General features: G+C 56.6%; 25 protein-coding genes and 1 tRNA gene. 11 read left to right on the forward strand and 15 right to left on the reverse strand.

The features are described 5' to 3' along the window. Nucleotides 1-2 precede the first annotated feature (2 nt). The 3 genes from ABMA60_RS12980 to ABMA60_RS12990 are packed head-to-tail and all read right to left on the reverse strand — an operon-like array spanning nucleotide 3 to nucleotide 3,317. Complete coding sequence (locus tag ABMA60_RS12980) at nucleotides 3-785, reverse strand: Na(+)-translocating NADH-quinone reductase subunit C (protein WP_392803749.1); 783 nt, start codon at nucleotides 783-785, stop codon at nucleotides 3-5. Beyond that, entirely contained in the window at nucleotides 775-1,977 is a 1,203-nt protein-coding gene (locus tag ABMA60_RS12985; protein ID WP_392803751.1) for an NADH:ubiquinone reductase (Na(+)-transporting) subunit B, read from the reverse strand. The genes ABMA60_RS12980 and ABMA60_RS12985 overlap by 11 nt, the downstream gene beginning before the upstream one ends. A gap of 2 nt (nucleotides 1,978-1,979) precedes the next feature. Next, entirely contained in the window at nucleotides 1,980-3,317 is a 1,338-nt protein-coding gene (locus ABMA60_RS12990) for a Na(+)-translocating NADH-quinone reductase subunit A (RefSeq protein ID WP_392803753.1), read from the reverse strand. A 303-nt stretch (nucleotides 3,318-3,620) separates the two neighbouring features. Between ABMA60_RS12990 and mfd the strand changes: the two genes are divergently transcribed. Both mfd and ABMA60_RS13000 read left to right on the forward strand, forming a co-directional pair. After that, a complete protein-coding gene (gene mfd, locus ABMA60_RS12995; RefSeq protein WP_392803755.1) occupies nucleotides 3,621-7,082 on the forward strand; it encodes a transcription-repair coupling factor in 3,462 nt (1,153 codons plus the stop codon). A gap of 8 nt (nucleotides 7,083-7,090) precedes the next feature. After that, entirely contained in the window at nucleotides 7,091-7,912 is an 822-nt protein-coding gene (locus tag ABMA60_RS13000; RefSeq protein ID WP_392803758.1) for a CsiV family protein, read from the forward strand. 72 nt (nucleotides 7,913-7,984) lie between these two features. On the opposite strand, the gene ABMA60_RS13005 is transcribed toward ABMA60_RS13000, so the two are convergent. After that, the gene (locus tag ABMA60_RS13005; RefSeq protein ID WP_392803760.1) at nucleotides 7,985-8,737 is read right to left on the reverse strand and encodes an S-methyl-5'-thioinosine phosphorylase; all 753 of its coding nucleotides are present in this window, start codon (nucleotides 8,735-8,737) and stop codon (nucleotides 7,985-7,987) included. Between the two features lie 49 nt (nucleotides 8,738-8,786). Further along, nucleotides 8,787-8,862: transfer RNA gene (locus tag ABMA60_RS13010), tRNA-Arg, on the reverse strand. Nucleotides 8,863-8,991: 129 nt separating this feature from the next. Between ABMA60_RS13010 and ABMA60_RS13015 the strand changes: the two genes are divergently transcribed. Further along, nucleotides 8,992-9,537, forward strand: coding sequence for a YecA family protein (locus ABMA60_RS13015; protein WP_392803762.1), 546 nt, complete (start codon nucleotides 8,992-8,994; stop codon nucleotides 9,535-9,537). 15 nt (nucleotides 9,538-9,552) lie between these two features. Here ABMA60_RS13015 and ABMA60_RS13020 read toward each other — a convergent pair whose 3' ends face one another. The 3 genes from ABMA60_RS13020 to ABMA60_RS13030 form a co-directional block, all read right to left on the reverse strand. Beyond that, the gene (locus ABMA60_RS13020) at nucleotides 9,553-9,855 is read right to left on the reverse strand and encodes a BolA family protein (protein ID WP_392803764.1); all 303 of its coding nucleotides are present in this window, start codon (nucleotides 9,853-9,855) and stop codon (nucleotides 9,553-9,555) included. 73 nt (nucleotides 9,856-9,928) lie between these two features. Further along, nucleotides 9,929-10,444, reverse strand: a complete 516-nt coding sequence (locus ABMA60_RS13025) for a hypothetical protein (protein WP_392803767.1) — start codon at nucleotides 10,442-10,444, stop codon at nucleotides 9,929-9,931. Nucleotides 10,445-10,572: 128 nt separating this feature from the next. After that, complete coding sequence (locus ABMA60_RS13030; protein ID WP_392803769.1) at nucleotides 10,573-12,279, reverse strand: protein-disulfide reductase DsbD family protein; 1,707 nt, start codon at nucleotides 12,277-12,279, stop codon at nucleotides 10,573-10,575. 228 nt (nucleotides 12,280-12,507) lie between these two features. On the opposite strand from ABMA60_RS13030, the gene ABMA60_RS13035 reads away from it, so the two are divergent. The 5 genes from ABMA60_RS13035 to ABMA60_RS13055 are packed head-to-tail and all read left to right on the forward strand — an operon-like array spanning nucleotide 12,508 to nucleotide 15,455. Then, complete coding sequence (locus ABMA60_RS13035; RefSeq protein WP_392803771.1) at nucleotides 12,508-13,704, forward strand: transposase; 1,197 nt, start codon at nucleotides 12,508-12,510, stop codon at nucleotides 13,702-13,704. Then, nucleotides 13,701-14,045 (forward strand): hypothetical protein, encoded by a 345-nt coding sequence (locus tag ABMA60_RS13040; protein WP_392803773.1) that lies wholly within the window; start codon nucleotides 13,701-13,703, stop codon nucleotides 14,043-14,045. The genes ABMA60_RS13035 and ABMA60_RS13040 overlap by 4 nt, the downstream gene beginning before the upstream one ends. A 19-nt stretch (nucleotides 14,046-14,064) precedes the next feature. Then, nucleotides 14,065-14,412 (forward strand): arsenate reductase (glutaredoxin), encoded by a 348-nt coding sequence (arsC, locus tag ABMA60_RS13045; RefSeq protein ID WP_392803775.1) that lies wholly within the window; start codon nucleotides 14,065-14,067, stop codon nucleotides 14,410-14,412. Nucleotide 14,413: 1 nt separating this feature from the next. After that, complete coding sequence (wrbA, locus tag ABMA60_RS13050; RefSeq protein ID WP_392803777.1) at nucleotides 14,414-15,013, forward strand: NAD(P)H:quinone oxidoreductase; 600 nt, start codon at nucleotides 14,414-14,416, stop codon at nucleotides 15,011-15,013. Further along, complete coding sequence (locus tag ABMA60_RS13055) at nucleotides 15,000-15,455, forward strand: hypothetical protein (protein WP_392803779.1); 456 nt, start codon at nucleotides 15,000-15,002, stop codon at nucleotides 15,453-15,455. The genes wrbA and ABMA60_RS13055 overlap by 14 nt, the downstream gene beginning before the upstream one ends. Here ABMA60_RS13055 and ABMA60_RS13060 read toward each other — a convergent pair. Next, complete coding sequence (locus tag ABMA60_RS13060; RefSeq protein WP_392803781.1) at nucleotides 15,452-16,429, reverse strand: GlxA family transcriptional regulator; 978 nt, start codon at nucleotides 16,427-16,429, stop codon at nucleotides 15,452-15,454. The two genes, ABMA60_RS13055 and ABMA60_RS13060, sit on opposite strands and share 4 nt — an antisense overlap. 101 nt (nucleotides 16,430-16,530) lie before the next feature. Between ABMA60_RS13060 and ABMA60_RS13065 the strand changes: the two genes are divergently transcribed. The 3 genes from ABMA60_RS13065 (at nucleotide 16,531) to ABMA60_RS13075 (ending at nucleotide 20,283) form a co-directional block, all read left to right on the forward strand. Next, nucleotides 16,531-18,360, forward strand: coding sequence for a beta-ketoacyl synthase (locus tag ABMA60_RS13065; protein ID WP_392803783.1), 1,830 nt, complete (start codon nucleotides 16,531-16,533; stop codon nucleotides 18,358-18,360). Between the two features lie 91 nt (nucleotides 18,361-18,451). Beyond that, nucleotides 18,452-19,129, forward strand: a complete 678-nt coding sequence (trmH, locus tag ABMA60_RS13070) for a tRNA (guanosine(18)-2'-O)-methyltransferase TrmH (protein ID WP_392803785.1) — start codon at nucleotides 18,452-18,454, stop codon at nucleotides 19,127-19,129. Continuing rightward, nucleotides 19,126-20,283, forward strand: coding sequence for a cation diffusion facilitator family transporter (locus tag ABMA60_RS13075; protein WP_392803787.1), 1,158 nt, complete (start codon nucleotides 19,126-19,128; stop codon nucleotides 20,281-20,283). The genes trmH and ABMA60_RS13075 overlap by 4 nt, the downstream gene beginning before the upstream one ends. Here ABMA60_RS13075 and ABMA60_RS13080 read toward each other — a convergent pair. The 6 genes from ABMA60_RS13080 to sixA form a co-directional block, all read right to left on the reverse strand. Next, complete coding sequence (locus ABMA60_RS13080; RefSeq protein ID WP_392803789.1) at nucleotides 20,264-20,641, reverse strand: DUF2914 domain-containing protein; 378 nt, start codon at nucleotides 20,639-20,641, stop codon at nucleotides 20,264-20,266. The two genes, ABMA60_RS13075 and ABMA60_RS13080, sit on opposite strands and share 20 nt — an antisense overlap. A 77-nt stretch (nucleotides 20,642-20,718) precedes the next feature. Then, entirely contained in the window at nucleotides 20,719-21,816 is a 1,098-nt protein-coding gene (gene aroC / locus ABMA60_RS13085) for a chorismate synthase (protein WP_392803792.1), read from the reverse strand. Between the two features lie 48 nt (nucleotides 21,817-21,864). Further along, complete coding sequence (gene prmB / locus ABMA60_RS13090; RefSeq protein WP_392803794.1) at nucleotides 21,865-22,806, reverse strand: 50S ribosomal protein L3 N(5)-glutamine methyltransferase; 942 nt, start codon at nucleotides 22,804-22,806, stop codon at nucleotides 21,865-21,867. Between the two features lie 103 nt (nucleotides 22,807-22,909). After that, a complete protein-coding gene (locus ABMA60_RS13095) occupies nucleotides 22,910-23,728 on the reverse strand; it encodes an alpha/beta fold hydrolase (protein ID WP_392803796.1) in 819 nt (272 codons plus the stop codon). Between the two features lie 3 nt (nucleotides 23,729-23,731). Beyond that, nucleotides 23,732-24,541, reverse strand: coding sequence for an alpha/beta fold hydrolase (locus ABMA60_RS13100; protein ID WP_392803798.1), 810 nt, complete (start codon nucleotides 24,539-24,541; stop codon nucleotides 23,732-23,734). Between the two features lie 120 nt (nucleotides 24,542-24,661). Then, a complete protein-coding gene (gene sixA / locus ABMA60_RS13105) occupies nucleotides 24,662-25,099 on the reverse strand; it encodes a phosphohistidine phosphatase SixA (RefSeq protein WP_392803800.1) in 438 nt (145 codons plus the stop codon). Nucleotides 25,100-25,101 lie beyond the last annotated feature (2 nt).

Here is a 25,101-nt window from a genome sequence, read left to right on the forward strand (position 1 = left end):
GATCAGGCTTCTCCCGCTTTAAGATTGTCCAGGAAAGGTTTGAAGCCACGCTCACCCATCCAATACTGGATCAGGTTGGTCACACCGCGACTGGTCAGTGTTGCACCACTGAGTGCATCGACGCGGTAGGTGGCGTCCATCTCATTGTTCGGGTTAATACCGCCCTTCTTCAGCTCCAGCTGGACGTTGCCGTCTTCGCCGTAAACCAGCTTGCCTGGGAACTGAGATTTCCAGCGCGGGTTGTCGACTTCACCGCCCAGGCCAGGCGTTTCTTCCTGGTCATAGAAGCCAAAGCCAACCACGGTATTGAGGTCGTCTTCCAGAGCGATAAAGCCCCACATAGTCGACCACAGACCGTAACCACGAACCGGCAGGATCAGCGTCTGCATGGCGCCGTCTTCGCCGTTAACAACGTAAACCTCGGTATAACGCTCGCGACGCTTAATACCAGCAATGTCTTCGCTGGCCGGAATGCTGCTGCTGATTTCCGGGTTATTAGGCGCTGAACGAGGGTCAAAATTCTCGGTATTGAACGCATCCGAGAAGGTACCGCTTTGCAAATCCACCAGCCGTGTTTCGATCTGCTCGAATTGTTGATCGACCGGCACACCGGCCTGATACATATCGGCAATTTGCAGCACGTTGCGGCGCAGGTCCGCTTGCTGGTTTTGTTGCTGAATCGGACGCAATACAACGGCGGCTGTTGATACCACGATGGCACAGGCCAGACAGACCAGCAGCGCTACCTTGATGACGTTTTGAATGGAGTCTTTATTACTGGCCACGAGCAAGCCTCCGTTTAATGTTGCGTTGCACCACAAAGTAATCGATGGTCGGTGCAAAGATGTTGGCGAAAATGATGGCCAACATGATGCCTTCCGGGAATGCCGGGTTGATCACGCGGATCATCACGGTCATGACACCAATCAGAATACCGAACCAGATTTTGCCGGTATCGGTCATCGATGCAGACACCGGATCGGTCGCCATAAACATCATACCGAAAGCAAAACCACCGATGACCAGATGCCAATACCAGGGCAAAGCAAACATAGGATTAGTATCGCTGCCGACAAAGTTAAGCAGCGTCGACAACGCAATCATGCCGATCATTACACCGGCAACGATGCGCCAGCTGGCAATCCCCATAATCAACAGAACCGCACCACCGATCAAAATCATCAAGGTGGATACTTCGCCGATGGAGCCTTGCTGAATACCCAGGAAGGCATTCATCCAGGTCAGGCCGCCGAGCATGGAATCGACCAGGCCATCGCTGAACGCATAGCTCAATGCTGTGGCGCCGGAGAAGCCGTCGACCGCTGTCCAGATCGCATCACCGGACATGCTGGCCGGATAGGCAAAGTACAGGAAGGCACGACCGGTCAGCGCCGGGTTAAGGAAGTTTTTACCGGTACCACCGAAGACTTCCTTACCAACGACCACACCGAAGCTAATGCCCAGCGCAACCGCCCAAAGCGGCAGATCCGGCGGGCAAATCAAGGCGAACAGAATGGAGGTCACGAAGAAACCTTCGTTGACTTCGTGGCCGCGCACCATGGCGAACAACACTTCCCAGAAACCACCGACCACAAAGGTGACCGCGTAGATCGGCAGGAAGTAGGCCGCGCCGTAGATCATGTTGTCCCAGATGCTGGACGGATCGTGGCCCGCCAGCAGGCTGATGATGGCTTCATGCCAGTTATCGCTCGGTGACAAACCACCAGCGATGGCGGTATTGGCCTGGAAACCCAGGTTCCACATACCCCAGAACATGGCCGGGAAGACGCACAACCAGACGGTGATCATGATGCGCTTGAGGTCCATGCCATCACGCACGTGCGCCGTGGTCTTGGTCACGCTGTTAGGCATGTAAAAGATGGTATCGACCGCCTCATAGAGGGCGTACCACTTTTCGTACTTGCCGCCTTTTTCGAAATAAGGCGCCATCTTGTCGAGAGTATTACGCAAACCCATGCTCAGGCCTCCTGCTCGATGCGCGTCAAGTTGTCGCGAAGAATCGGACCGTATTCGTACTTACCGGCACAGACATAGGTGCACAGCGCCAGGTCCTCTTCATCCAGCTCCAGAGCGCCGAGCTGTTCGGCGGTGTCGAGGTCGCCCACGACCAGAGCACGCAACAATTGCGTTGGCAGGATGTCCAGCGGCATGACTTTCTCGTACTGCCCCACCGGCAACATGGCTCGCTCGGAACCGTTAGTCGTGGTGGTGAAGTCGAATTTTTTGCCTTTGAACAACTTGGACAGATAGATGTTCAGTACTGAATGGCGGTTACGACCGGCGTGCAGATAATGCAGGATCGGACGCTCGCGACCTTCGGCCAGAACGCTGACTTGGCTGTGATAACGACCCAGGTAGGTCACTTCATCAACGCCACCGCGGCCACCGAAGACAGAACCGGAAATCAGTCGGCTCTCGCCGTCTTTCAGTTCGTCACGGCTCAAATCAAACAGCGAAGCACCAATGCGGGTACGCACCAAACGCGGCTCTTTAACCTGAGGGCCAGCCAAAGCCACCACTCGATCAGTATAAAGTTGACCGGTGGTAACCAGCTTGGCCAGAGCAATCACGTCCTGATAACCGATCGACCAGACCGTCTTGTTGAGACTGACCGGTTCCAGGAAATGAATGTGAGTGCCGCTGTTGCCGGCCGGGTGAACACCGGCGAATTCCTCAACACTGATACCTTCAGCGGTCGGAATCTTGGCGCCCGGGGCTTTGCACAACCAGACTTTTCCGTCGGTCAGCTTGGTCAGCAGCGACAAGCCTTGAGTAAAGGCTTCAGTCTGCTCAGCAATAACAACTTCCGGATTGGCCGCCAGCGGATTGGTATCCATTGCCTGAACGAAAATCGCCGCTGGAGTGCTGTCGATGGCAGGAACTTTGGAATAAGGGCGAGTGCGGAAAGCGCTCCAGAAACCCGACTTAACCAAACGCTCGCGTAAGGTTGCGGTATCCAGACTGGCCAGTTGATCGGCCGGAGTCGCACCGAAGTCTTCGGCGTCATTGCCGTCCACTTCGAACACCATGGATTGAAAAACACGCCGAGCGCCCCGGTTGATGGCTTTAACGATGCCCGAAGCTGGCGCAGTGTAAACGATACCCTCTGATTTTTTGTCGGTGAAAACCGGCTGACCGAGTTTTACCCGATCCCCTTCGCGCACCAACATCGTCGGTTTCATACCCTGGTAGTCGTAGCCGACCAGGGCGACGGTCGAAACCGGCCGACCGTCCGAAATTTCCTGGCGCGGGGCACCAGAGATCGGAAGGTCGAGCCCTTTACTGATCTTTATCATAGTGTGCTTTACCCGATGACTGACAGACGAAACCGGCAGGGCACGGCCCATTCCGGCAGTCTGGTGTCAAATGCGTTTCAGGCCGGAGAGACTTGTGCCAAGGCGGCAAACCTGACCAACCCACCTAGAAAAAGCGGGCCCAAGTATAAAGATCGTCACCCGCCATTGCTACCATCACGCTGCCTTTATTCGAACAGCGCTATTATTGTATAAAGCCTGTACAGTGGCGCTTGTGGCTGTGCCGGTGGTTGCTTTTTTGATAGCATTCGCGCCCTTTGTACGGCCAGGAAAATACTGCCCTCCATGCTCAGTCTCGCGCTCAATCGACCCGAAAACGGCGGCGATCATCGTCGTGTTGGCAATGTCCGCGGCAGTGCCGACAGCGCCTATCTGGCGGAGCTGGTTCGCGATCAGGGTGGCACCGTTCTGGTTATCGCTGACAGTCCCGCGCAACTGGATCGTCTGGCCACTGAGCTGGCCGTTTTTCGGGCCGCTGATGACGCTTGGAAGATCCTCAGCTTCCCTGACTGGGAAACCCTGCCCTACGACAACTTTTCGCCCCACGAAGACATCATTTCCGATCGCCTGAGCCTGCTAAACCAACTGGCCGAAGCACCGCACGGCATCTGCCTGACCACCGCCGCCAACCTCAGCCACCGGTTACCGCCACGCGAAGCGCTGATCGGTACCGCCTTCGATTGGCATCTGGGACAAACCCTAGACCTAGCTGCGCAAAGGCGCCAGTTGGAAAGCGCTGGTTATAGAGCGACCGATACGGTTTATCAGCACGGTGAATTTGCCGTGCGCGGCGCCATCCTCGATGTTTTCCCCATGGGCGCCGATCGCCCTATCCGCGTTGATTTATTCGACAACGAGATCGAATCGCTGAAATGGTTCGATGCTGAAACGCAGCGTTCTGAAGAATCACTGGAGCGCATCACCCTCTTGCCCGGCCGCGAAGTGCCGATGACCGAAGCCGGCATCAGTCGTTTCCGTCAGGCGTTCCGCGAGCGTTTTGATGTCGACTTCAGCCGTTGCGCGGTCTATCAGGATGTCAGTGACGGCATCGCCCCCGGTGGCATCGAGTATTTCTTACCGCTGTTTTATGAACGCACCGATACACTCTGGGATTACCTGCCAGACGATGCACTGGTGGTGCATGGCGACAACCTGGAAAACGCCCTGGAACAATTCTGGAGCGAAGTGGAAGAACGCTTTGAAAACCGACGCCACGACATCACCCAACCGATCCTGACGCCCACCGAACTGTTTACGCCCAGCAATGAACTCTTTGGTCGCGCCAATACTTTTCCGCGGCTGACGCTCTCGTCACAGGCTATACGCGAACAAAGCGGCCACCTGAACCTGCCGGTCGAAGCGCCTGAAGAACTGCCGATCGACCATCGCGCTCAGCAACCGCTGCTGCATTTAGAACGCTTCCTGATGGAAACCCATTATCGGGTGTTGTTCTGCGCCGAATCTCTGGGCCGCCGCGAAGCATTGAAAGAACTGCTCGCCGGTATCGGTGTCGAGCCACAAGGCGTGGCCCGGGTCAGCGACTTTATCGCCGACAACAGCATTCGTTATGGCCTGACTGTGGCGCCGCTGAGCGCAGGTCTGGTCGCGCGCGAAGGCGAATTCGTGCTGATCAGCGAAACCCAGCTGTTCGGCGACTATGTTGTTCAGCAACGGCGACGCAATCGCAGCCAGAACGACAACAACGATCAGATCATCAAGAACCTGACCGAATTGAGCCCGGGCGCACCGGTGGTGCACCTCGATCATGGCGTCGGTCGTTACCTTGGTTTGGAAACGCTGGAAGTGGACGGCCAGGCGCAGGAATTCGTCATGCTGACCTACGCCGAAGGTTCCAAGCTCTACGTACCAGTCAGCAACCTGCATTTAATCAGCCGTTATTCCGGCGCCGACATCGACCAAGCGCCACTGAACAAACTGGGCAACGATCGCTGGGCCAAGACCAAGCGCAAGGCGGCGGAAAAAGTGCGCGACACCGCTGCCGAACTGCTCAACCTCTACGCCGAACGCGAGGCACGCAGCGGTCACAAATTCGACTTCAACGAAGCCGATTACGCTCGTTTCAGCGCTGGCTTTGGTTTCGAGGAAACCGCCGATCAGGCCAACGCCATCGACGCTGTGATTGCCGATATGCAACGCCAGCAACCGATGGATCGCCTGGTCTGTGGCGACGTTGGTTTCGGTAAAACCGAGGTTGCGCTGCGCGCCGCCTTTATTGCCGCCCAGGCCGGTCGTCAGGTGGCGGTACTGGTGCCGACCACCCTGCTCGCGCAACAACATTTCGAGAACTTCCGCGACCGCTTTGCCGACTGGCCGGTGCGCGTCGAAGCCTTGAGCCGCTTCCGCTCCGGTAAAGAAACCAGCGCCATCATTGATGGCTTGGCTGACGGTCGCGTCGACATCGTCGTCGGCACCCATAAGCTGCTGCAAAAAGACGTGCGCTTTAAAGATCTGGGCTTGCTGATCATCGACGAAGAACACCGTTTTGGCGTTACCCAGAAAGAAAAAATCAAAGCGCTGCGCGCCAATGTCGACATCCTGACACTGACTGCCACACCGATTCCGCGCACCCTCAATATGTCGATGTCTGGGGTGCGCGATCTGAGCATTATCGCCACGCCGCCGGCGCGCCGTTTGTCGGTAAAAACCTTCGTGCGCGAACGCGATGACGCCCAGGTTAAAGAAGCCTTGTTGCGTGAAATCTTGCGCGGTGGTCAGGTGTATTACCTGCATAACGAAGTCAGCACCATCGAGCGCACCGCCCAGGCGTTGCGCGAGCTGGTACCGGAAGCGCGCATCGTCGTGGCGCACGGACAGATGCCCGAGCGACAGCTGGAACGCATCATGTCCGACTTCTATCACAAGCGTTTTAATGTGTTGCTGTGCACCACCATTATCGAGACCGGCATCGACGTGCCTTCAGCCAACACCATCGTTATCGAACGCGCCGACCGCTTTGGTCTGGCGCAGTTGCATCAGTTACGCGGTCGCGTCGGTCGCTCACATCACCAGGCTTACGCCTATTTGATGACGCCGCCCTGGAAGTCGCTGACCAAAGACGCCCAAAAACGCCTCGAAGCCATTGGTGAAGCTCAGGATCTCGGTGCCGGCTTTACGCTCGCCACCCATGACCTGGAGATTCGCGGCGCCGGCGAACTGCTGGGTGACGAACAAAGCGGCCACATCGAAGGCATCGGTTTCTCGCTCTATCTGGATATGCTTAATCGCGCCGTCAAAGCCATTCAAGCAGGCGAGACGTTCTCACCGGAAGCGGCCGAACGCGGCGGTGTCGACCTGAACCTGCGCATACCAGCGTTAATTCCCGACGATTACATTCCTGACATCAATACTCGACTGTCGCTGTACAAACGCATCGCCTCGGCCGCCGACGCCGATGAGCTGGATGAATTGCAGGTGGAAATGATCGACCGTTTCGGTCTGTTGCCGGAGCCAGTACGCAACCTTGTCCGCCAGACCTCGGTGCGCCTGCGCCTGGAACCCATTGGTATTGAACGCTTTGATGTCGGCCCCAGTGGTGGCTTTATCGACTTCGCCAAAGACACCATCATCGACCCGTTTCGACTGGTGCAGTTGATTCAATCACAGCCGCATCGGTTCAAGTTAAAAAACGGTACTCAACTGCGCTTCAGCGCCGATTGTGCAACGCCCGAACAGCGGTTTGACACCGTCGAAGAAATCCTCACACTGATCACCAGCAAACCCGGATGAGACCTCTGATGACACTCAAGCATGCCGCCCTGGCATTGACGTTGACCCTGATTGCACCTCTGGTGCTGGCCGAATCCGACGAGGAGCGCTGGTATCAGGTTGAAATTCTGGTGTTCGAAAACCCGGACCGGGAAACCGACAGCCCGGAACAATGGCCAACCTACCCGATGCTCGCCGAGCAACCCTTTCGCGTTGAAATACCCAATACCCTGCGCTTCGATCGCGACGACGAAGATGCCGACGACGAACCCCAGGAAAGCCACGAGATCACCTTCGGCCCAGAGCGCACCGTCCTCGATGGCGATATGAGCGAATTATCACCCTTCCGTTTGCTGGGTGAATCCGAATACCAACTGGCCGATGAAATCGAGGCCATGAGTCGCCGCGATGGTTATCGCCTGTTATTTCATCAGGCATGGGTGCAGCCGGTACCGGGTCGCGACGATGTCGAATTGCTGCGCATCAGTGGTGGCAAAACTTACGGCCAGCAACACGAATTGCAAGGTTATCTGGAGCTCTACGTCGAGCGGTATTTTCATCTCACCACCGACCTGCAGTTGATTCATTACGCCCAAACGGACAATCCCTTTCGTTTGATAAACGACCACCAGGAAGGCAACGCAACCGCACCTTTCACAGGCTTGTCGTTAAACCAGGGCGCGCCGGTTTATCAAAGTGAACTGACTGCACAAAGCAGTCGTGAACGCTTTTTTGTCGCCACCGACAGCATCAGCCTGAAGCAACGTCGTCGTATGCGCAGCGGCGAGCTGCACTATCTCGACAACCCGGAATTTGGCATGCTGATATTGATTACGCCGATCGACAAATAAGCTTGCGGCACAATAATTAAACATAAAAAAGGTCGGCAATGCCGACCTTTTTTTGCTTGATAACAGCGCCCATTAAGAACCGTAAAACTGATCAACAGCGACGTTCAAAATCCGCTTCACCCGCTCCATACCATCGGCCAAATTTTCATCGATCTGCTTGATGGTAATAACGCCGTCACCTTTACCCGCGGCCGGATTCACCACGAGCGATAAACCGGCATAACGCAGCTTCAGTTCGCGCGCCAATACCGCTTCGGGCATACCGGTCATGCCGACGATGTCGCAGCCATCCTGTTCCATACGGAAAATCTCAGCGGCGGTTTCCAGACGCGGCCCCTGAGTCGCTCCATAAACGCCACCGTTGATCACCGCTTCGCCGGCGCTCTTGGCCGACTGCAACAACAGCTGACGCAACGATTCGGTGTAGGGGTAGCTGAAATCGACGTGGGTAACGCTCGCCAGTTCGCCTTCAAAAATGGTCGACTCGCGGCTGTGGGTGTAATCGATGATCTGCATCGGCACCACTAATGATCCGGTCGACATATTGCGGGTGATGCCGCCGACAGCGGTGACAGCAATAACGTCGGTGGCATAAAGCGTTTGCAGTGCCCAGAGGTTGGCGCGGTAATTCACCTGATGCGGCGGAATGCGATGCGGATGACCGTGACGCGACAAAAACAGCACGCGATAACCATCCAGTTCGCCCTCCAGGATCGGCGCCGACGGACTGCCGAAAGGTGTTTGCACATCGTGTGCTTTGGAAATTGTCAGTCCCGGCAATTGGGTCAAACCGGTACCGCCAATAATGGCCAGTGTTTCTGACATCCGTGACACCTCTCGTTGCTGTTGTTGTTGGTGTTGTTCTGATGTTTGCTGGTCTCCCCGCCTGGACTCGAACCAGGATTTAGGCCTTAGGAGGGCCTCGTTCTATCCAGTTGAACTACAGGGAGTCGGCGGGCATTGTACCGACCCCTCGCCGGCATGGAAACCGTTTGTGATCAAGGCATTAGCGACGTCGATGTCATATTCAGCCGGCTCTGAGACCGCTATAATCAGCGCCAAGTTGCCAAGGAAAAACCATGACTGATCTTGATTTGGACCAACTGGCCGATTGGCTGGAAGATGACCAACGCGCCGAGGATTGCCTCGACATTCACGGCCTGCACGGTTACCTGACCGCCCTGGCGGTGAGTGCCCAGCCGCTGTCAGATGAATGGCTGGCCAGCGCCATCGACCAATCGCTGCACGAGCTGCCAGAAGCCGAAGCGCAATGGTTTGCCGATCAATGCGTGCAGCTGCATCAGCAGATTGCCACCGAACTCTATGCCGACGATGGCATTGCTCTGACCTTCGAACCCACCGCCGACTGGCAGGATTCACCGCAGCAGCTCTGGGCGGAAGCTTTTATGGAAGTGGTTTTCACGACCCCGGAATCGTTCGAGAGCGAACAGCAAGACAACTTGGCGACCTTGTTGCTGCCCATCGAAGTGGCGTCTGGTCTGTTTGCTGATGAAGCCGATTACCAGCCAATCTATCGTCAGCCCAAGCTGATTCGCCAGATGATCGACGATCTGCCCGAAGTGCTGACCGACCTCTACTTACTGCTGCAGGCGCCGGTCAAATAACCCGGCGTTAATCGCTCAGAGCTTATTGCCACCACGGCAATCGGGAGACGCCGGTGCCTGTCCGGCCCACTCCTGCGGAGCATAGGCATGAATCGCCAACGCATGCACCGGACCATTCAACTCTTCCTGCAACAATCCATAAACCAACTGGTGGCGCTTCACCGAGCGTAAGCCATCAAAACGGTCGCTGACGATCTCCAGGCGGAAATGGGTTTCGCTGTTTTCGGGTACCGAATGACGATGGCTTTCGTTTTCGATGACCAGATGGGATGGCGACAATTCCGCCAGTTTGGCTTCGATGGATGCGGCAACAGACATGATCAACCTCGATAACAGTCACAGGCGAAAGATAAAGCTACAGGCTGCCAAAATGGGCGGCAATCGCTGAAAATCAACCCGGTCCGCGCAATTGCTGTTGGTGTTCAAGCAAGCTGGTGGCTTCATAAGTCAGCTGCAACACCTTGGCATCAACACCGGCGCGATGATGACTCAAATCACGCTCGGTACGAATGCGATGCTTGGTTTCATCCCAGACCGACAACTGAAATTCGCTGAGAATGCGCGGCAGCGTTTCCAGACGAAAAGTCATGGTCTTGCGGGCACTGTAATAGAGCAGAGCCAGCCAACCGGAATCAAAACCCCAGCCATCGCTGTATAAAATCTGACCTTCGAGCAATTCATTCAACTGATCGGCCACCAAAGCAGCCGAAACGCCCTCGCTCAACAACATCTCCTGGCTAATGCCGTGGATCGCCTGAGCGCCTTCGTCCCAATGCAACCAGTCGGGCTCCGGCACAACCAGCCAGGCGTATTCTTCGCCTTGCTCCGTGGCAACGCCGACTTCGATGGGGTAACTGCCCCGGCCGAAACCGGACGCTTCTATGTCCAAAATACCTGGCAACAACATCCGCGTTGACAACCTACTCCTGCAATGGGATTGGCCCGTTACAGGGCATGTTTAACAGTCTGATCAATAGCTTAGCAAGCTTTGCCAGCATTAGTGTGATGCTAGCAGCCGCTGCAAACTCTTTCCGCCTAGAGTGACTCAAACGCTGCAGCGACAGCACCAGGCGTCAGAATTTGTGGCAACACTTGCGGCGCACCACCATTAGCCGGATACAACACATAGAGCGGCACACCGTTACGACCAAAGCTGTCAATCAAAGCATCGACGGCCGGCGAAGGCCGCGTCCAGTCGGCGCGCATCAACTGCACGCCAGTGCGTTGTACCAACTGATCAAAAGCATCACCCGATAAGGCAACCGATTCGTTGGCTTTGCAAGTAATACACCAGGCGGCAGTGACATCTAAGAACACCGCTTCGCCATTGCTCTGGTAACGCTGCAAGGTAGCAGCATCATAGGGCTGCCACTGCTCATCCGCTTGCGGCACGGAAAACACCAACGTCAGTGCCCATAACGCCACCACCAGCTGTCCACCGCGCAGCAACCATAAAGGCGCACCATCGAGGCGCGTTGCCCAACGGCCGGCCCACAACACCAGCGTCAGCAACAACAGCCCTAAACCTGCGCTCATAACCACCACTGGCTCGGTCAGTTCGATCAGGATCCACAGCAGCCACAACACCGTCGCGAACAACGGGAAAGCCATCAGTTGCCGGAACGTCACCATCCAGGCGCCGGGTTTAGGCAGTAAGCGGCCCAGGCCAGGGAGATAGGTCAACACCAGAATCGGCAACGCCAGCCCCAGACCCATAACAGCGAAAACAGTCAGGCCGATCAGCATCGGCTGAGTTAACGCATAACCGATGGCCGCGCCCATGAAAGGCGCGGTACAGGGTGTGGCCACCAGGGTCGCCAGCACGCCGGTAAAAAAACTGCCGCTCCAGCCGGAACGGGTCGCCAAATTCTGGCCGGCTCCCATCCAGCGCCCGGCGATTTCGATAAAACCGCTCATCGCCAAGGCGAGCACAAAAAACAGCACCACCAGCGCCGCCACAAAGCCCGGCGATTGCAATTGAAAACCCCAGCCTACCCAGGCACCAAGCGAGCGCAGCACCAATAACAACAACGCCACCAAAATAAAGCTGATCACCACGCCGGCGGTATAAACCCAACCGTGGGCAATGGCGCTGTGCTCGCTTTCGCCGGGACCAGGTTCAGCGCGGTGCTGCGCCAGTTGCAAAGCTTTTAACGACAGCACCGGAAACACGCAGGGCATCAGATTGAGAATGAGGCCGCCGATCAGAGCAAACAGCAGCGCGCTGGCCAGGGTAACGGCCGCCAGTTTGTCACTGGGTTGGTTATTGTCAGAGAGGTCGATGAGGGACGATTCGTCAAAGGAAGAGAAATCTCCGAAACCGGAGTCGGCATTGGCCAGGGCCACGCCGTTTAGATCGAAACGGCGTTTTTGGGGTGGATAACAGAGACCGGCATCGGCACAGCCTTGATAGACCACTTCGATCTCGCCGCTGTCAGTACGTACCGGATAAACGGCGGTCATGCTGTCGTAGTAGACCACCATCTGCTGATCGAAGGTGGGGTCGTATTTTTCTACTGCTCCGGGAGACAGCTGCACCGCCCCCAATTCAGCGCCCTCGCTTGGCTGAATGCGATGCTGATCGCGGTACAGATAATAATCATCGGCAATCTGCCAGTGCAGACGCAGCTCATCACCCTGGCGCTCAACGTTCAACTGAAAGGCATCATCCACCGGCAGGAAGTCGGTCGCCTGAGCCAGGCTGGCTGCCATCATCAGCAATACTGCGACTAGCGATCTCATCGAAGCTCAGGTCCTTAGTGTTAGAACGTCAACATAGAAAGCCGACGACGGGAGGTCTGTCAATTTGGCGTCAAATACTAGGGATCCCAAGGGGGCACCGGCCAGCCAGCTTTCGGCTTCTTTACTTTGTCATTGATGCCAGTTTAGAACAGACCGCAAGACACAGCTTCACCCACTGGCATCGCTTGCCTATACTGCCAGCTTCAATCTCCGTGGACCTTAGAATCAATGACGCTGGCAACCGGTCTCTTGCAGTGGCAGTGGTGGCACCCTGTGCTCTACACCCTGGTACTGACACACCTGACTATCGTATCTGTAACCGTTTATCTGCACCGCCACAGCGCCCATCGCGCCCTGGATCTGCATCCAGTTCTGGCACACTTTTTCCGCTTTTGGCTGTGGCTGACCACGGCCATCATCACCAAGGAATGGACCGCCATTCACCGTCGTCATCACGCCAGTTGCGAGACCGAAGACGATCCGCACAGCCCGCAAATTCTGGGTCTACGCAAAGTCCTCTGGCAAGGCGCCGAGCTGTACAAAGAAGCCGCCAACGAACCGACGCTCAAGCGTTACGGTAACGGTACACCCGACGACTGGGTTGAGCGCCATATCTACAGCCATAAAATCGGCAACTGGGCGGGGATCGGTTTAATGGCCGTTATCAATATCGCCCTGTTCGGCCCTATTGGTTTGTCCATCTGGGCGATTCAGATGCTGTGGATTCCGTTCTGGGCTGCTGGTGTGATCAATGGCGTGGCGCATTTCTGGGGTTACCGCAATTACGAATCACCGGACGCCGCCCGTAATCTGGTGCCTTGGGGCATCGTTATTGGTGGTGAAGAGCTGCACAATAACCATCACACCTACCCCAACTCGGCCAAGCTGTCGTCGCGCTGGTATGAGTTCGATCTGGGCTGGACCTATATCCGACTGTTCAAAGCGCTGGGGCTGGCGAGCAATATTCGTCGTGGTCCTTTGGTGTTCCGTCACGATGGCAAGTCAATGATCGATGCCGATACCGCCGTTGCAGCCGCTAACGACCGCTTCCGGGTGATGGCGCAATTCCATCGCCGCGTGCTGCGTCAGGCGGTGCGCGAAGAGGCTGGCATTCGCCTTAGCGCCGGTCAGCACTATCGTCGCCTGTCGGCCTGGTTGTCACAAAGTCAGGAACAATGGGATGAATCGCGTCGCCAGTGGATGACCGATTTCTTCGACAAACACCCGGAATTGCACCGACTGCACAGCCTCAAAGAAGAACTGAACGCCATCTGGGCGTTGCGCACCCGCTCGCGCGATGAACTGGCCGCAGCCTTCAAAGCCTGGTGTGAAAAGGCCGAAGCCTATGGCAACGAAACTCTGGCCGAGTTCACCACCATGCTGCGTCAATACACCCTGAAACCGGTCGCTGTTCGCCATTCATGAGTGATACCAACGCCCTGCTGCAATTACTGGAAGGTCTGCGATTGCGTCGTGAGACCATCCAGTACAAACCTCTGGCCGACGCCCTCGGGCTTACGCCCCCCAAACAGATTCAAAAACTGGCCGAACTGCTGGAAGCCGTACAGGAAGATGATGCCTTGCTGGGACGACCGCAGCGCGCTGCTCTGGTCATTCAAAAAGGCAACGAGCCGATTCCGCGCCCGGGCTTTTTTATCAAGCTCAAAACCCTGGGCGTTTACCAGGGCACTGATCGTGGTCCGGAAGCGGAAATGTGGCACCAGAATGAATTGGAGCGCCTCTACGATTGGCGCCCCGGCAGTTAGCCAGACTCGGAGAAACGCCATGGCCACCCTGACTTTGTATCACAACCCGCGCTGTTCAAAATCGCGCCAGGCTCTGGCGCTGCTGGAGGATGCCGGCGTGGCATTTCAGACACGCCTCTATCTGCAAGAGCCGCTTAACGCCGCAGAAATCAAAACCCTGATCGCTCAATTGGATACGCCGGCCAGTGCCTTAGTGCGCACCAAAGAAGCCGATTATGCCGCCTCAGGATTGTCGGCCGACAGCGATGCTGACGCCATCTCCAAAGCCTTGGCCGCCTACCCGAAACTGATGGAACGGCCGCTATTGAGCGATGGTAAATCCGCCCGTATCGGCCGTCCGCCGGAACAGATTCTGGAGCTTATCTGAGGTGCCTTATCTACTGGTGCTCTATTACAGCCGCAACGGCAGTGTGGCGCGATTGGCACAGGCCATTGCAGCGGGCGCGGATGAAGTCAGTGGCATAGAGTCGCGGCTGCGTACGGTACCCGCGGTACGCGCCGATCACGAAACCCCCGCGAGTGATATTCCCGACGATGGCCCGCTCTATTGCACCTTGGACGACCTGGCCGGTTGCGCGGGCCTCGCGCTCGGCTCCCCAGGTCGCTTTGGCAATATGACCGCCAGCCTGAAATACTTCCTCGAACAGAGCACTAATGAATGGGTCTCCGGACGACTGATCGGTAAACCCGCCGGCGTGTTCACCAGCACCAGTACACCTCATGGTGGCCAGGAATCGACCTTGCTGTCGATGATGGTGCCCCTGTTGCATCATGGTATGTTGATCAGCGGCATTCCCTTCAGCGAAGCCGCGCTGCACGATCACAGCGCTGGCGGTACGCCGTACGGCAGTTCCTGGGTCGCCGGGCCTGACCACCAAACTCCGGACGCTGAAGTTCTTCGTCTGGCTCGCAATCAGGGTCGACGACTGGCACAACTGGCATTGAGGCTTGACGATGGCAACCGCTGAAAAAGACAACACCATCAATCTGAACCGCCAACTGAAACTGGCTTACTGGCTGTTGATGATTGCGCTCTACGCCGGCGCTTTTTTGTATGGCCCGGACTACGGCTCCATGCCACTGGGCGAGTGGATCGCTTCGTGCTTTGTGGTCGGTCTGTTCAGTTCCATTCCGCTGTTCTGCTTTGTCGCCGTGGCGCACAAACCGCAACCCGGCTCCGTCAGTTGGCTGAGCTTTTTGATTCTGGCTTACTTGATGTTCGGCATCGTGCTGATCTTCAAACCCGGCGCTCTGATTGCCGGCCTGGCCATCACTGGAACAACCTTAAACGCCTTCGTACAAATCATCGTCTGGCTGCGGCCGTTCAAAAAAGCCGCCAAGGCGAAAAAAGCCCGCGAGGAAGTCATTCGTCAACGCAAAGCTCAGGCCGCTAAAGAACAGCAACTTTAACCGGCGGTAAACAGCTTAGAACGCACCATCTTGCGATACTCGCCGGGCGTCATCGACAGCCGTTCGCGAAACACCCGACCAAAGTAGGCGGCGGTTCGAAAGCCGCACGCCTCGCCCACCTCGGCCACCGTCAAATTGGTATCACGTAACAACTCCCGAGCGCTGTCCAGGCGCAAACGCAGCACATAGGCCATGGGGCTTTCGCCCGTTGCTGCCTGAAAACGTCGACTGAAATTACGCGACGATTGATCGACCAAGGCGGCCAGATTCATCAGGGTAATGTCTTCAGTCAGATGCTGGCGTATCCAGGATTGCACCAGGCTGACACCCTCATCGTGATGCACCGCGCCGCCCGGTTCGAAATAGGGTGTCGAAAAGGTTCGTTTAAGCTCGTGCATAAATTGCCGTTCAACCAGCGCCAGCGCTTCTTCACCGAAAGTCTGTTCGATTAAAAACAGCACCAAGTCTGTTTGGGCATTGATCGAGCCCGCGCAATAGAGGCCATCTTCATGGGTGACGAAATGATGGCCTTCGAATTTCACCTGCGGGTAGCGCTGACGAAACCGGTCCAGATAATACCAATGCGTAGTAGCCACTCTGTTATCGAGTAAGCCAGCCCGCGCCAGATGACCGACGCCGGTACCGGTGGCCGCCAGGCGCGCACCCTGCTGATATTGTTCGACCAACCAGTTTTGCAGCGCTTGAGCCTTGCTGATAACTGGCCAGGGCGTACCCCACATCGGCGGCACAAACACCAGATCGGCATTGTCGGCTTGTTCAAAGGTATGATCGGCCTGAATATTCAGACCGCCGATGGCGCGCTGTGGCTGCAGCGTTTCCCCCACCAGTTGAATGGACAGTGGCGTAGACGATCGATGCCGCACCCGATGTCGACTGGCGGCGTAAAACATCTCCACCGGCAAGGCGATACCGGTCAGCAAGGATTGAGGGCCGATAACAAAGGCCAGCTTCATGGTTGTCCTTTTTGTATTGCTTTTCGTCCAGATAGTTATAACACCACCGAACGTCAGGCTCTATAGTCCTCGCCCAGTTACTGACTGACGGACGTCCACTCATGAAATCACTGCCTCTGATCGTCGGCTTTGGTGGCATCAACGCCGCTGGCCGGGTCTCCATGCATCACAGCTATCGTCGCCTGGTGCACGAAGCGCTCGACGACAGCCGTATGGCCGCAACCTGGCAAGACCTGGCGACGCTGATGGGCACCGACGATCGGCAAGCCATGCTCGATGGCACTCTGGTGCGCCGCATCAATCCCGCCAGTCACTACGACCCGGACCAGGTCCAGACTCAGACCAAAGCCAAGCTGAGCCATGCCGACGGTCTGAACTTCGAATTAACCCGTCGTCAGTTGCCCGACCCACTGCCTGAAGGCTGGACCATCACCGGCGAGCACAGCAATAAAGTGCAGATTCACGTCGCTGGTGATATGCCGGTGTTGTTGCCCGGCAGCTATAGCAGCAAGGTGTCTTCTGCCGGTTCCTTGCCCAGTGGTTTTGATCCCTCTTCTTATTACAACGCCACTCACCATCCGCGCGGTTTGCAGATGGCGGTTTATGGCGCGTCCGATGCGATTCAATCAATCGGCATGGATTGGCAGTCGGTACTGGAGCGGGTGCGTCCGGATCAAATCTCGGTCTACGCCGGCTCGGCTTATTCTCAGCTCGACCAGGCTGGCTTGCGCGGGCTCTATCAGTCGCCAATGACGGGTTCACGCATCACCTCCAAGATGCTGCCGCTGTCGTTGCCAGAAATGTCGGCCGACTTTATCAACTCCTACGTGATCAACAGTGTCGGTAATACCGGTACCAACGTCGGCGCCTGTGCGACCTTTTTGTACAATCTGCGCCAGGGCATGGCCGATATTCAATCCGGCCAGTGCCGGGTCGCCATCGTCGGTAACTCCGAAGCGCCGATCGTGCCGGAAATCATTGAGGGTTTTCGCACCATGGGCGCGTTGGCTGAAGACGATCAACTGCGCGCGCTCGATGGCAGTGATCGGGTCGATAACCGCCGCGCCTGCCGTCCGTTTTCCGCCAACGCCGGCTTTACCATGGCCGAATCCAGCCAGTTCGTGGTGTTGATGGACGATGCTTTGGCGTTGGAATGCGGCGCCACCATCTTCGGCTCGGTCGCCGATGTCTTTGTCAACGCCGATGCCAACAAGAAATCCATTTCCAGCCCGGGTGTCGGTAATTACATCACCATGGCCAAGGCCACTGCGCTCGCCCGTGCCATTCTGGGCGACGCTGGGCTGGCACGAACTTTTGTGATGGCGCACGGTACCGGCACGCCGCAAAACCGGGTCACCGAATCGCATATCTTTAATGAAATTGCCAAGACCTTCGGCATCCAGCACTGGCCGATCAGTGCGATCAAAGCTTATCTGGGCCATTCCCAGGCGCCTGCGGCGGGCGATAGCCTGACCGCCGCCCTGGGTGTTTGGGCGGAAGGCTTTATTCCCGGTATTCGTACCATTGATCATATTGCTGAGGATGTGCATCGCTCCAATCTGGACATTCTCATGGATCATAAAGCGGTCGGTGAGTTTGGCACCGAGATGGACGGTGCGCTGATCAATGCCAAGGGCTTTGGTGGCAACAACGCCAGCGCCCTGGTGCTGTCGCCAGCCAAGACGCTCGAGTTGCTGCGTCAGCGTCACGGTCAAAACAGCCTCGATGGCTGGCAAGGCCGCAACGAAGTCATCGCCGCTGCCCAGGCCGACTATGACCGTCGCACGCGCGAACAGGGCCTGAAGGTGATGTATTCCTTCGGTGAGGCAGTGATGGGTGAAAACGACCTGAGCCTGAGCCGCGAGCAACTGTCGCTGAGCCGCTTCACCTCCGCCATCGACCTGCCGCAGCACAACCCCTACCTCGATTGATCCACTGCGGGCGAGGCCTACCCTCGCCCGCCGCTTTGCGCTTTACCGAAAGGCCGTTAAAGTAGCGCCGTCCTGAAAACCCTGGAACCGCATGAGTCGTTCACGTTTCGAAAAATTCAAGCAGGTGCTGCGTGATCGTCAGCCCGATATGACGGTGCTGACCGATCAGGTTCACAAGGCACAAAATATCTCTGCCATCTTGCGCACCGCCGATGCGGTCGGCATTCCGGAAATCCATATGGTGCAACCGCTTCGCGGCCGGCTGGTGTATCACAATACCGCCGGCGGCAGTGGTCGCTTTGTCGCGGCCCGGGTTCACGACAACATCGAACACGCCATGCAGGCCGCTCGTGCGCGTGGCTTCAAACTGTACGCGGCGCATTGGTCACCACGGGCGCGCAACTACCGCGAAGTCGATTACCGGCAACCCTTCGCACTGATCATGGGCGCGGAAAAACGCGGCCTGAGTGAAGCAGCCGCTGAGGCCGCCGATGAACACCTGACCATCCCTATGGTCGGCATGGTGGAAAGCTATAATGTCAGCGTTGCAGCCGCCATCATTCTGGAAGAAGCCATGCATCAGCGGCGTCAGGCCGGGCTCTATGAACGGCCCTTTGTCGAAGATTCGAGTTATCACGCCACCTTGTTTCGCTGGGCGCAGCCAAAGATGGCCGCCTACTGCGATCGCCATGGTCTGCCCTACCCGGAACTTGACGAAGATGGCGATGTGATTCCACCGGCCGATCCGGCCTACCGAGGCGCGCTGTGAGCCAGAACCAGACCGAGACCAGCACCGAGAAAGATCGCCATCGGCGCATCCGGCGCACCAATGCCTGGGCGGTAGTGGTTGATACGTTGGCCTTTGTCATCAAACTGGCCGTGGGCTGGCTAATTGCATCGCCAGCACTGATTGCCGACGCCATGCACAGCCTGTCTGATCTGCTGGCTGACTTGCCAATCATCCTGCTGGCGCGCATCGCCCGCCAGCGCCCGGACAGCGATCATCCTTATGGTCACGCCCGTTTTGAAACTCTTGGCACGGTCATGCTCGGTGCCCTGCTGCTGACCGTTGCTCTGGGAATTGCGGTTGAAACCGTCGGGCTGCTGTTTTCCGATACGCGACCGCTGCCAAGCCTGCTTGGTCTGGTAACAGTGGTAATCGCCATTGTCTTAAAAGAAGGCTACTTCCAATACGCCATTCGTCAGGCACGGTTGGCACGATCGGCCTTGATCGAAGCTAATGCCTGGCACGCTCGGTCGGACAGTCTGTCATCGGTGGTGGTCTTGGTTGGTTTATTGGCGACGCTGGCCGGTTTCCCGGCATTAGAGATCATCGCCGCGCTTATCGTTGCCGTCATGATTGGCTGGATGGGCGTTCGTCTGGCCTGGGAGGCCATTCAACAATTGGTCGATCAGGGCGTTGATCACGATCGTCAGCATGAACTGGCGACGACGCTGGCGACGATACCAGGCGTATACGACGTCCATCTGTTACGTACCCGCCGCATGGGCGCGGATCTGTTCGTCGATGCGCACCTGAGAGTCGACAGCCGTATCTCCGTCTCCGAAGGACACCAGATCAACGAATGGGCATTAACCACGCTCAAAGAAAAGTTCGACGATATCGCGGATGTCACCCTGCATATCGATCACGAGCCCGACCCGGAAGACAGCCAGGTCCGCTCCTTGGCGCCTTTGCGTCCGGAAGTGGAACGTTTATTAGCAGAGTACTCGGTAATCGATTACGACCGTTTGATCATTCACTACCATCAACAACGCGCCCAACTGGAGCTGCGTTTTGCCAGCGATGAACAACGTCAGGCAGCGCGTCAGCCCTGCCTGAAATTGTTAAACGATATCGACTGGATTGCCGACATTACCCTGACCATAACCGGTGAACGGCTCAGTCGATCAGCACACTGATGGTATCGGTCGCCAGTAAATTGCCGTCGCCATCGAGCACTTCCAGCTTCCAGATGCCATCCCAGTCGGGCAACATTTCTTTGCTCGAATAGACCCGCCAGCGCGGACCCTGCACTTCAAAACGCACCTCGGCCATCAGGCGATTATTCAAGCGCCAGCGATGCACGATGGTGTCACCGGTCATGTCTTCGAGTTCGGTAAAATAATAAAGCGGATTAATGTTGGTGGCGCTGCTCAGTCGATCGACTGGTTCGCGCTCAACGACATTGCGGGTGAAGTGATGACGGACCACGTCCGCCTGGGCCAGCACTGGTAAGAGGACCGCCAGAATAACCGCCGGCCAACGGAAGCTTCGCATTATTATTGTCTCCTCTTGGCGCGAAGTATTCCGTCAAATTGGCATGAAACGCTGCCGCTGTAAATGCGCTGATCGACTTATTCAACAGCGCCGGGAATTGGAGGAATGGGTGGTGTAACGTCAGCGTTTTGAGCGCGATGACGCAACCAATGATCCATCAACACCAAAGCCAGCATGGCTTCAGCAATAGGCACCGCGCGAATGCCAACACAAGGGTCATGACGACCTTTGGTGATCATTTCCGTCGCTTCACCCTGGCGGGTAATGCTGCGGCCGGGAATGGTAATACTCGACGTCGGCTTCAGCGCGATGTGCGCTTCGATGGCCTGACCGGTTGTTAAACCACCGACAATGCCGCCGGCATGATTGGACAAAAATCCTTGCGGACTTAACTCATCGCGATGCTCACTGCCGCGTTGATTAACCACACCAAAACCATCGCCAATTTCCACGCCCTTAACCGCATTGATGCTCATCAACGCCTTGGCGAGATCGGCATCCAAACGATCAAAAATCGGCTCACCCAAACCAGGAATCAAACCAGTGGCACGCACGCTGACACGCGCGCCAACCGAATCGCCGGCTTTGCGCAACTGCACAATGTGCTCTTCCAACTGGGCCACTTTATCTGGATCGGCGCTGAAAAAGGGGTTCTGTTCGATGGCTGAGGCATCTTTATATTCCAGTTCGATCGGCCCCATCTGACTGAGCCATCCCTGGATATGAATGCCCTGGCTGGCGAGATAACGCTTGGCAATTCCGCCGGCGGCCACACGCATAGCGGTTTCACGCGCGGAGCTGCGACCACCGCCGCGATAGTCGCGGAAACCGTATTTTTGATCGTAGCCGTAATCAGCGTGTGCCGGCCGATAGGTGTTCATAATTTCGGAGTAATCTTTGCTGCGCTGATTGGTGTTTTCGATCAACAATCCAATTGGAGTACCCGTGGTTTTGCCTTCGAAAACCCCCGACAAAATACGCACCTCATCAGCTTCACGCCGCTGAGTGGTGTATTTGCTGGTACCGGGTTTACGGCGATCCAGATCGCCCTGCAAATCCGTTTCTGACAGCGTCATTCCCGGAGGGCAACCATCAACAATGGCACCCAAAGCCGGGCCGTGACTTTCGCCAAAGGTGGTGACGGTAAAAAGTGTTCCGAAGCTGTTGCCTGACATCCTGAATTCCGTTGCAGTTTTTTATCGGTTCAAAATTAAGGAGACGGATTAAAGCTGAGAAAAATAAGCGCGTAAATCCGCCGCATGAATAATAAAAACGCCCAATCCACCCTGGCTGAATTCCGGCCACTCCAGCGGTAAATCGGGATAGGTTTCCATCAGCGCGCCGGCACTGTTACCGACTTCACACACCAACAGACCATCGTCGCTCAGATGATCGGCAGCCTGAGTTAACAGTCGCCGTACCAAATCCAAACCATCCTCACCCGAAGCCAGACCGAGTCTTGGCTCGTGGTGAAATTCAGCCGGCATCGAATCAATGTCTTCGGCATCGACATAAGGCGGATTGGCGATGATTAAATCGTAGCGTGCATCGGTCAGGCTTGCGAACAGATCGCCCTGGTAGACATCGATCTGCCAGCCCAGGTCTTTGGCTTCAACATTTTCCACCGCCACCGCCACCGCCGCTTCACTGAGATCGCTCAGATCGACCTGCGCCTCGGGAAACACACGGGCAGCGGCAATGCCAATACAACCACTGCCAGTACACAAATCGAGGATGCGCTCGGGAGCCTGGCTTAACCAGGGTTCAAATCCGGTCTCGATGAGTTCGGCAATGGGAGAGCGTGGAATCAGCACGTCTGGCGTGACCTTAAACGGTTCGCCACAAAACCAGGCTTCCTGCAGCAGATAAGCCGTGGGTACCTTGGCTTCGCAACGTTGGCGCAGCAACTGCCACAATTGCGCCCGCTCCTCGTCGAGCAAGGACGTCGACAAAGCCGCCGCCGGCAGGTCCCAATCCAGTTGCAGTGCCCGCAGACACAAGAACAGCGACTCATCCCAGGCGGACTCAAAACCCTGACCGTGGAACACCTCATGACGGGCCATCTGGCTGGCGCCAAAGCGTACCCAGTCGGCCAACTGAGTTAATTGCTGCTGACAACGCTGCTGCAGATCGGAATCATCGAATGCAAAGGCAAACTGAGACATGCCAAGAAACAAGCCTTTAAAAAAGAAGCCGCAGTATACCTGATTTAGCCATCGACTTGCGCACCCGCCAGCAAGCTTTATTGACCTTCAGAGCACCGAGATTTCAGACACTGGATTGAAGCCATTCGGCAATCGGCTGCGGGGTTTCCATATGCGCATGATGTCCGCCGGCAAAGCTGGCCAGATGCAACTGCGGAACCGCCTGCTGACGTGCTGCCAGTTGTTGCTGATCAGCCAGGGGACTCTGTTCAAACAAGGCCAGATGCAGTGGGCAACCTAACCGCGCCAACATCGCCAACACTTGCGCTTCACTCAGTCGCCAGCTGGTTTCCTGGCGCAGGCGCCGGTCGTAATTAAAAAACCAGCCGTCGCCATCCAGACCAACGCCGCGTCGCGTCAACAACTGCGCTGAACGTTCAGATAACGGAAAGCGCCCTGCCATCCGCGCTTTCCAGAGCGCATCGGGATGATGATAATGACGACGACGGCTGTTGGGTTTGAGGCGACGCTCATAAAGCCGCTGCAAACGGTCCAGATTACCACGGTCGCTGTCGCTGATCGGTCCCAACGCATCCAGCGACCATAAGCGCTGGATGCGCGCATCCAGGGTCGCCAACATCTGACTGAGAATACCGCCGAGAGAATGTCCCAGAATTTCGTATTGCGGCCAGTCCAGATCGTCCAGCAGTTCACCCAATAACGGCAGCCAGTCGGGCAAACTCCAGCCACCGCGACCCGGCAACGCCGCCGAACGACCGTGGCCCGGCAGATCAATCGCCCAGACTTCCCAGTCATCCAGATGCTGCGCCAACGGCTGAAAGCTCATGGCATTATCGAGCAGACCATGAAACGCCAGCACCGGACGGCCCTGCCCCCAACGAACGCCTTGAATGCGTCCCTGCAACAGACTGAATTCACGCATGGATTAACCGACCTGCTGCTGATCCAGCTGCATATGCAGCAGCTGACGATTGATGGCCGCAGCCGTTTGCTCCGGGTATTCCAGTGGGAACATATGGGTGCCTTCAATGCGCTCGCCATAGAAGCCGAGGCGTCGTTTCATACGCAGATACTGGCTTTTACGAACCGTATCGGTATCGCGGCCGACCAAAATGCCGGCCGGCATCGACAACTGACCGGCACGCACCGCCAGGGTATGCGGCATGCTGCGGAAAATCGCTAACTCCACCTCCAGCTCGTAAGCCAATTCGACACCACCATTGGCGGCAGGCCGCAGGGCGCTGTCGACGTAATCCCGCAGGCAGCGCTCATCAAAACGGCTGAACAATCCACGGGTGCGGAAATAGTTGAGTGCGGTTTCTGCATCAGGCCATTGGGTACGCCGGCGTTTGGATCGCCCTGCTGGAGTGACGGCATCAACCAGGCCCAACTGTTTCACCGCTCGCACTAACAGGCTTTCCAGACAATTAAACAAAGGCACATCAAGTAACAGGATGGCTGCGAACAGATCCGGTCGTTCGCGAGCCGCCATCATCGTCAGACCGCCACCCAGGGAATGCCCCAGGCCAATCACCGGTCGATCACATTGGGCTTCAATACTGTCGATCAACTGTTGTTTCAGATGCGGCCAATTATCAGTCACCGGATAATTGGGATCGTGTCCGGCCAGCGGTAATTGACAGACCTCATAGTCGGACGACAGGGCCGCAAACAAAGCGTTGTAACTGGCTGAGGGAAAACCGTTAGCGTGAGCAAAATGGATCAGAGGTTTCATGGGCGACCTGAACAGCAACATCAAGACCCTACAATCTAGTTCAGGCCGGGCATTCGTTCAAACAGTCGTTTGAATTGAAGAGATTTCTTATAAAATGAAAGAAAAAACAACCAATAAGGTTTATTTTTGCCACAATAATTGGGCACTGCCAGGGAACCAGCCATCGGCTTCGAGGCAAACCAAGCCGGCGGTCGGTAGCGACACGGCGTAAGGATCGCCAATCAGCGTACCGGCCAAATGAGACAGCAGCGGATTGTGTGCAACCAGCAAAATGACCTCGCCTTCTGCCGCCTGCAGTAAATCCAGAACGCCCTTGACCGGTTTATCCGGTGTCAGACGGTCATCGATAATCGGTTCGGTATTACCCAGAGCGGGACGAATCAGTTCAGCGGTTTGGCGAGCGCGGCGGTAGGGACTGCAGTAGAAAGCGCTCACCGAGGAGTCTAACCATTGGCTTTGTTGCAAGACAGCGGCTTCACCCGCTGCTACCAGCCGGCGCTGGGCGTCTGTGGGTGCGCTGGCTTCAGCCTGACCATGACGCAACAGCAGCAAACGCATGC

Origin of the sequence: Saccharospirillum sp. HFRX-2 (genome assembly GCF_043196805.1) — a bacterium.
In the GTDB taxonomy this organism is placed as follows: Bacteria; Pseudomonadota; Gammaproteobacteria; order Pseudomonadales; family Natronospirillaceae; genus Saccharospirillum.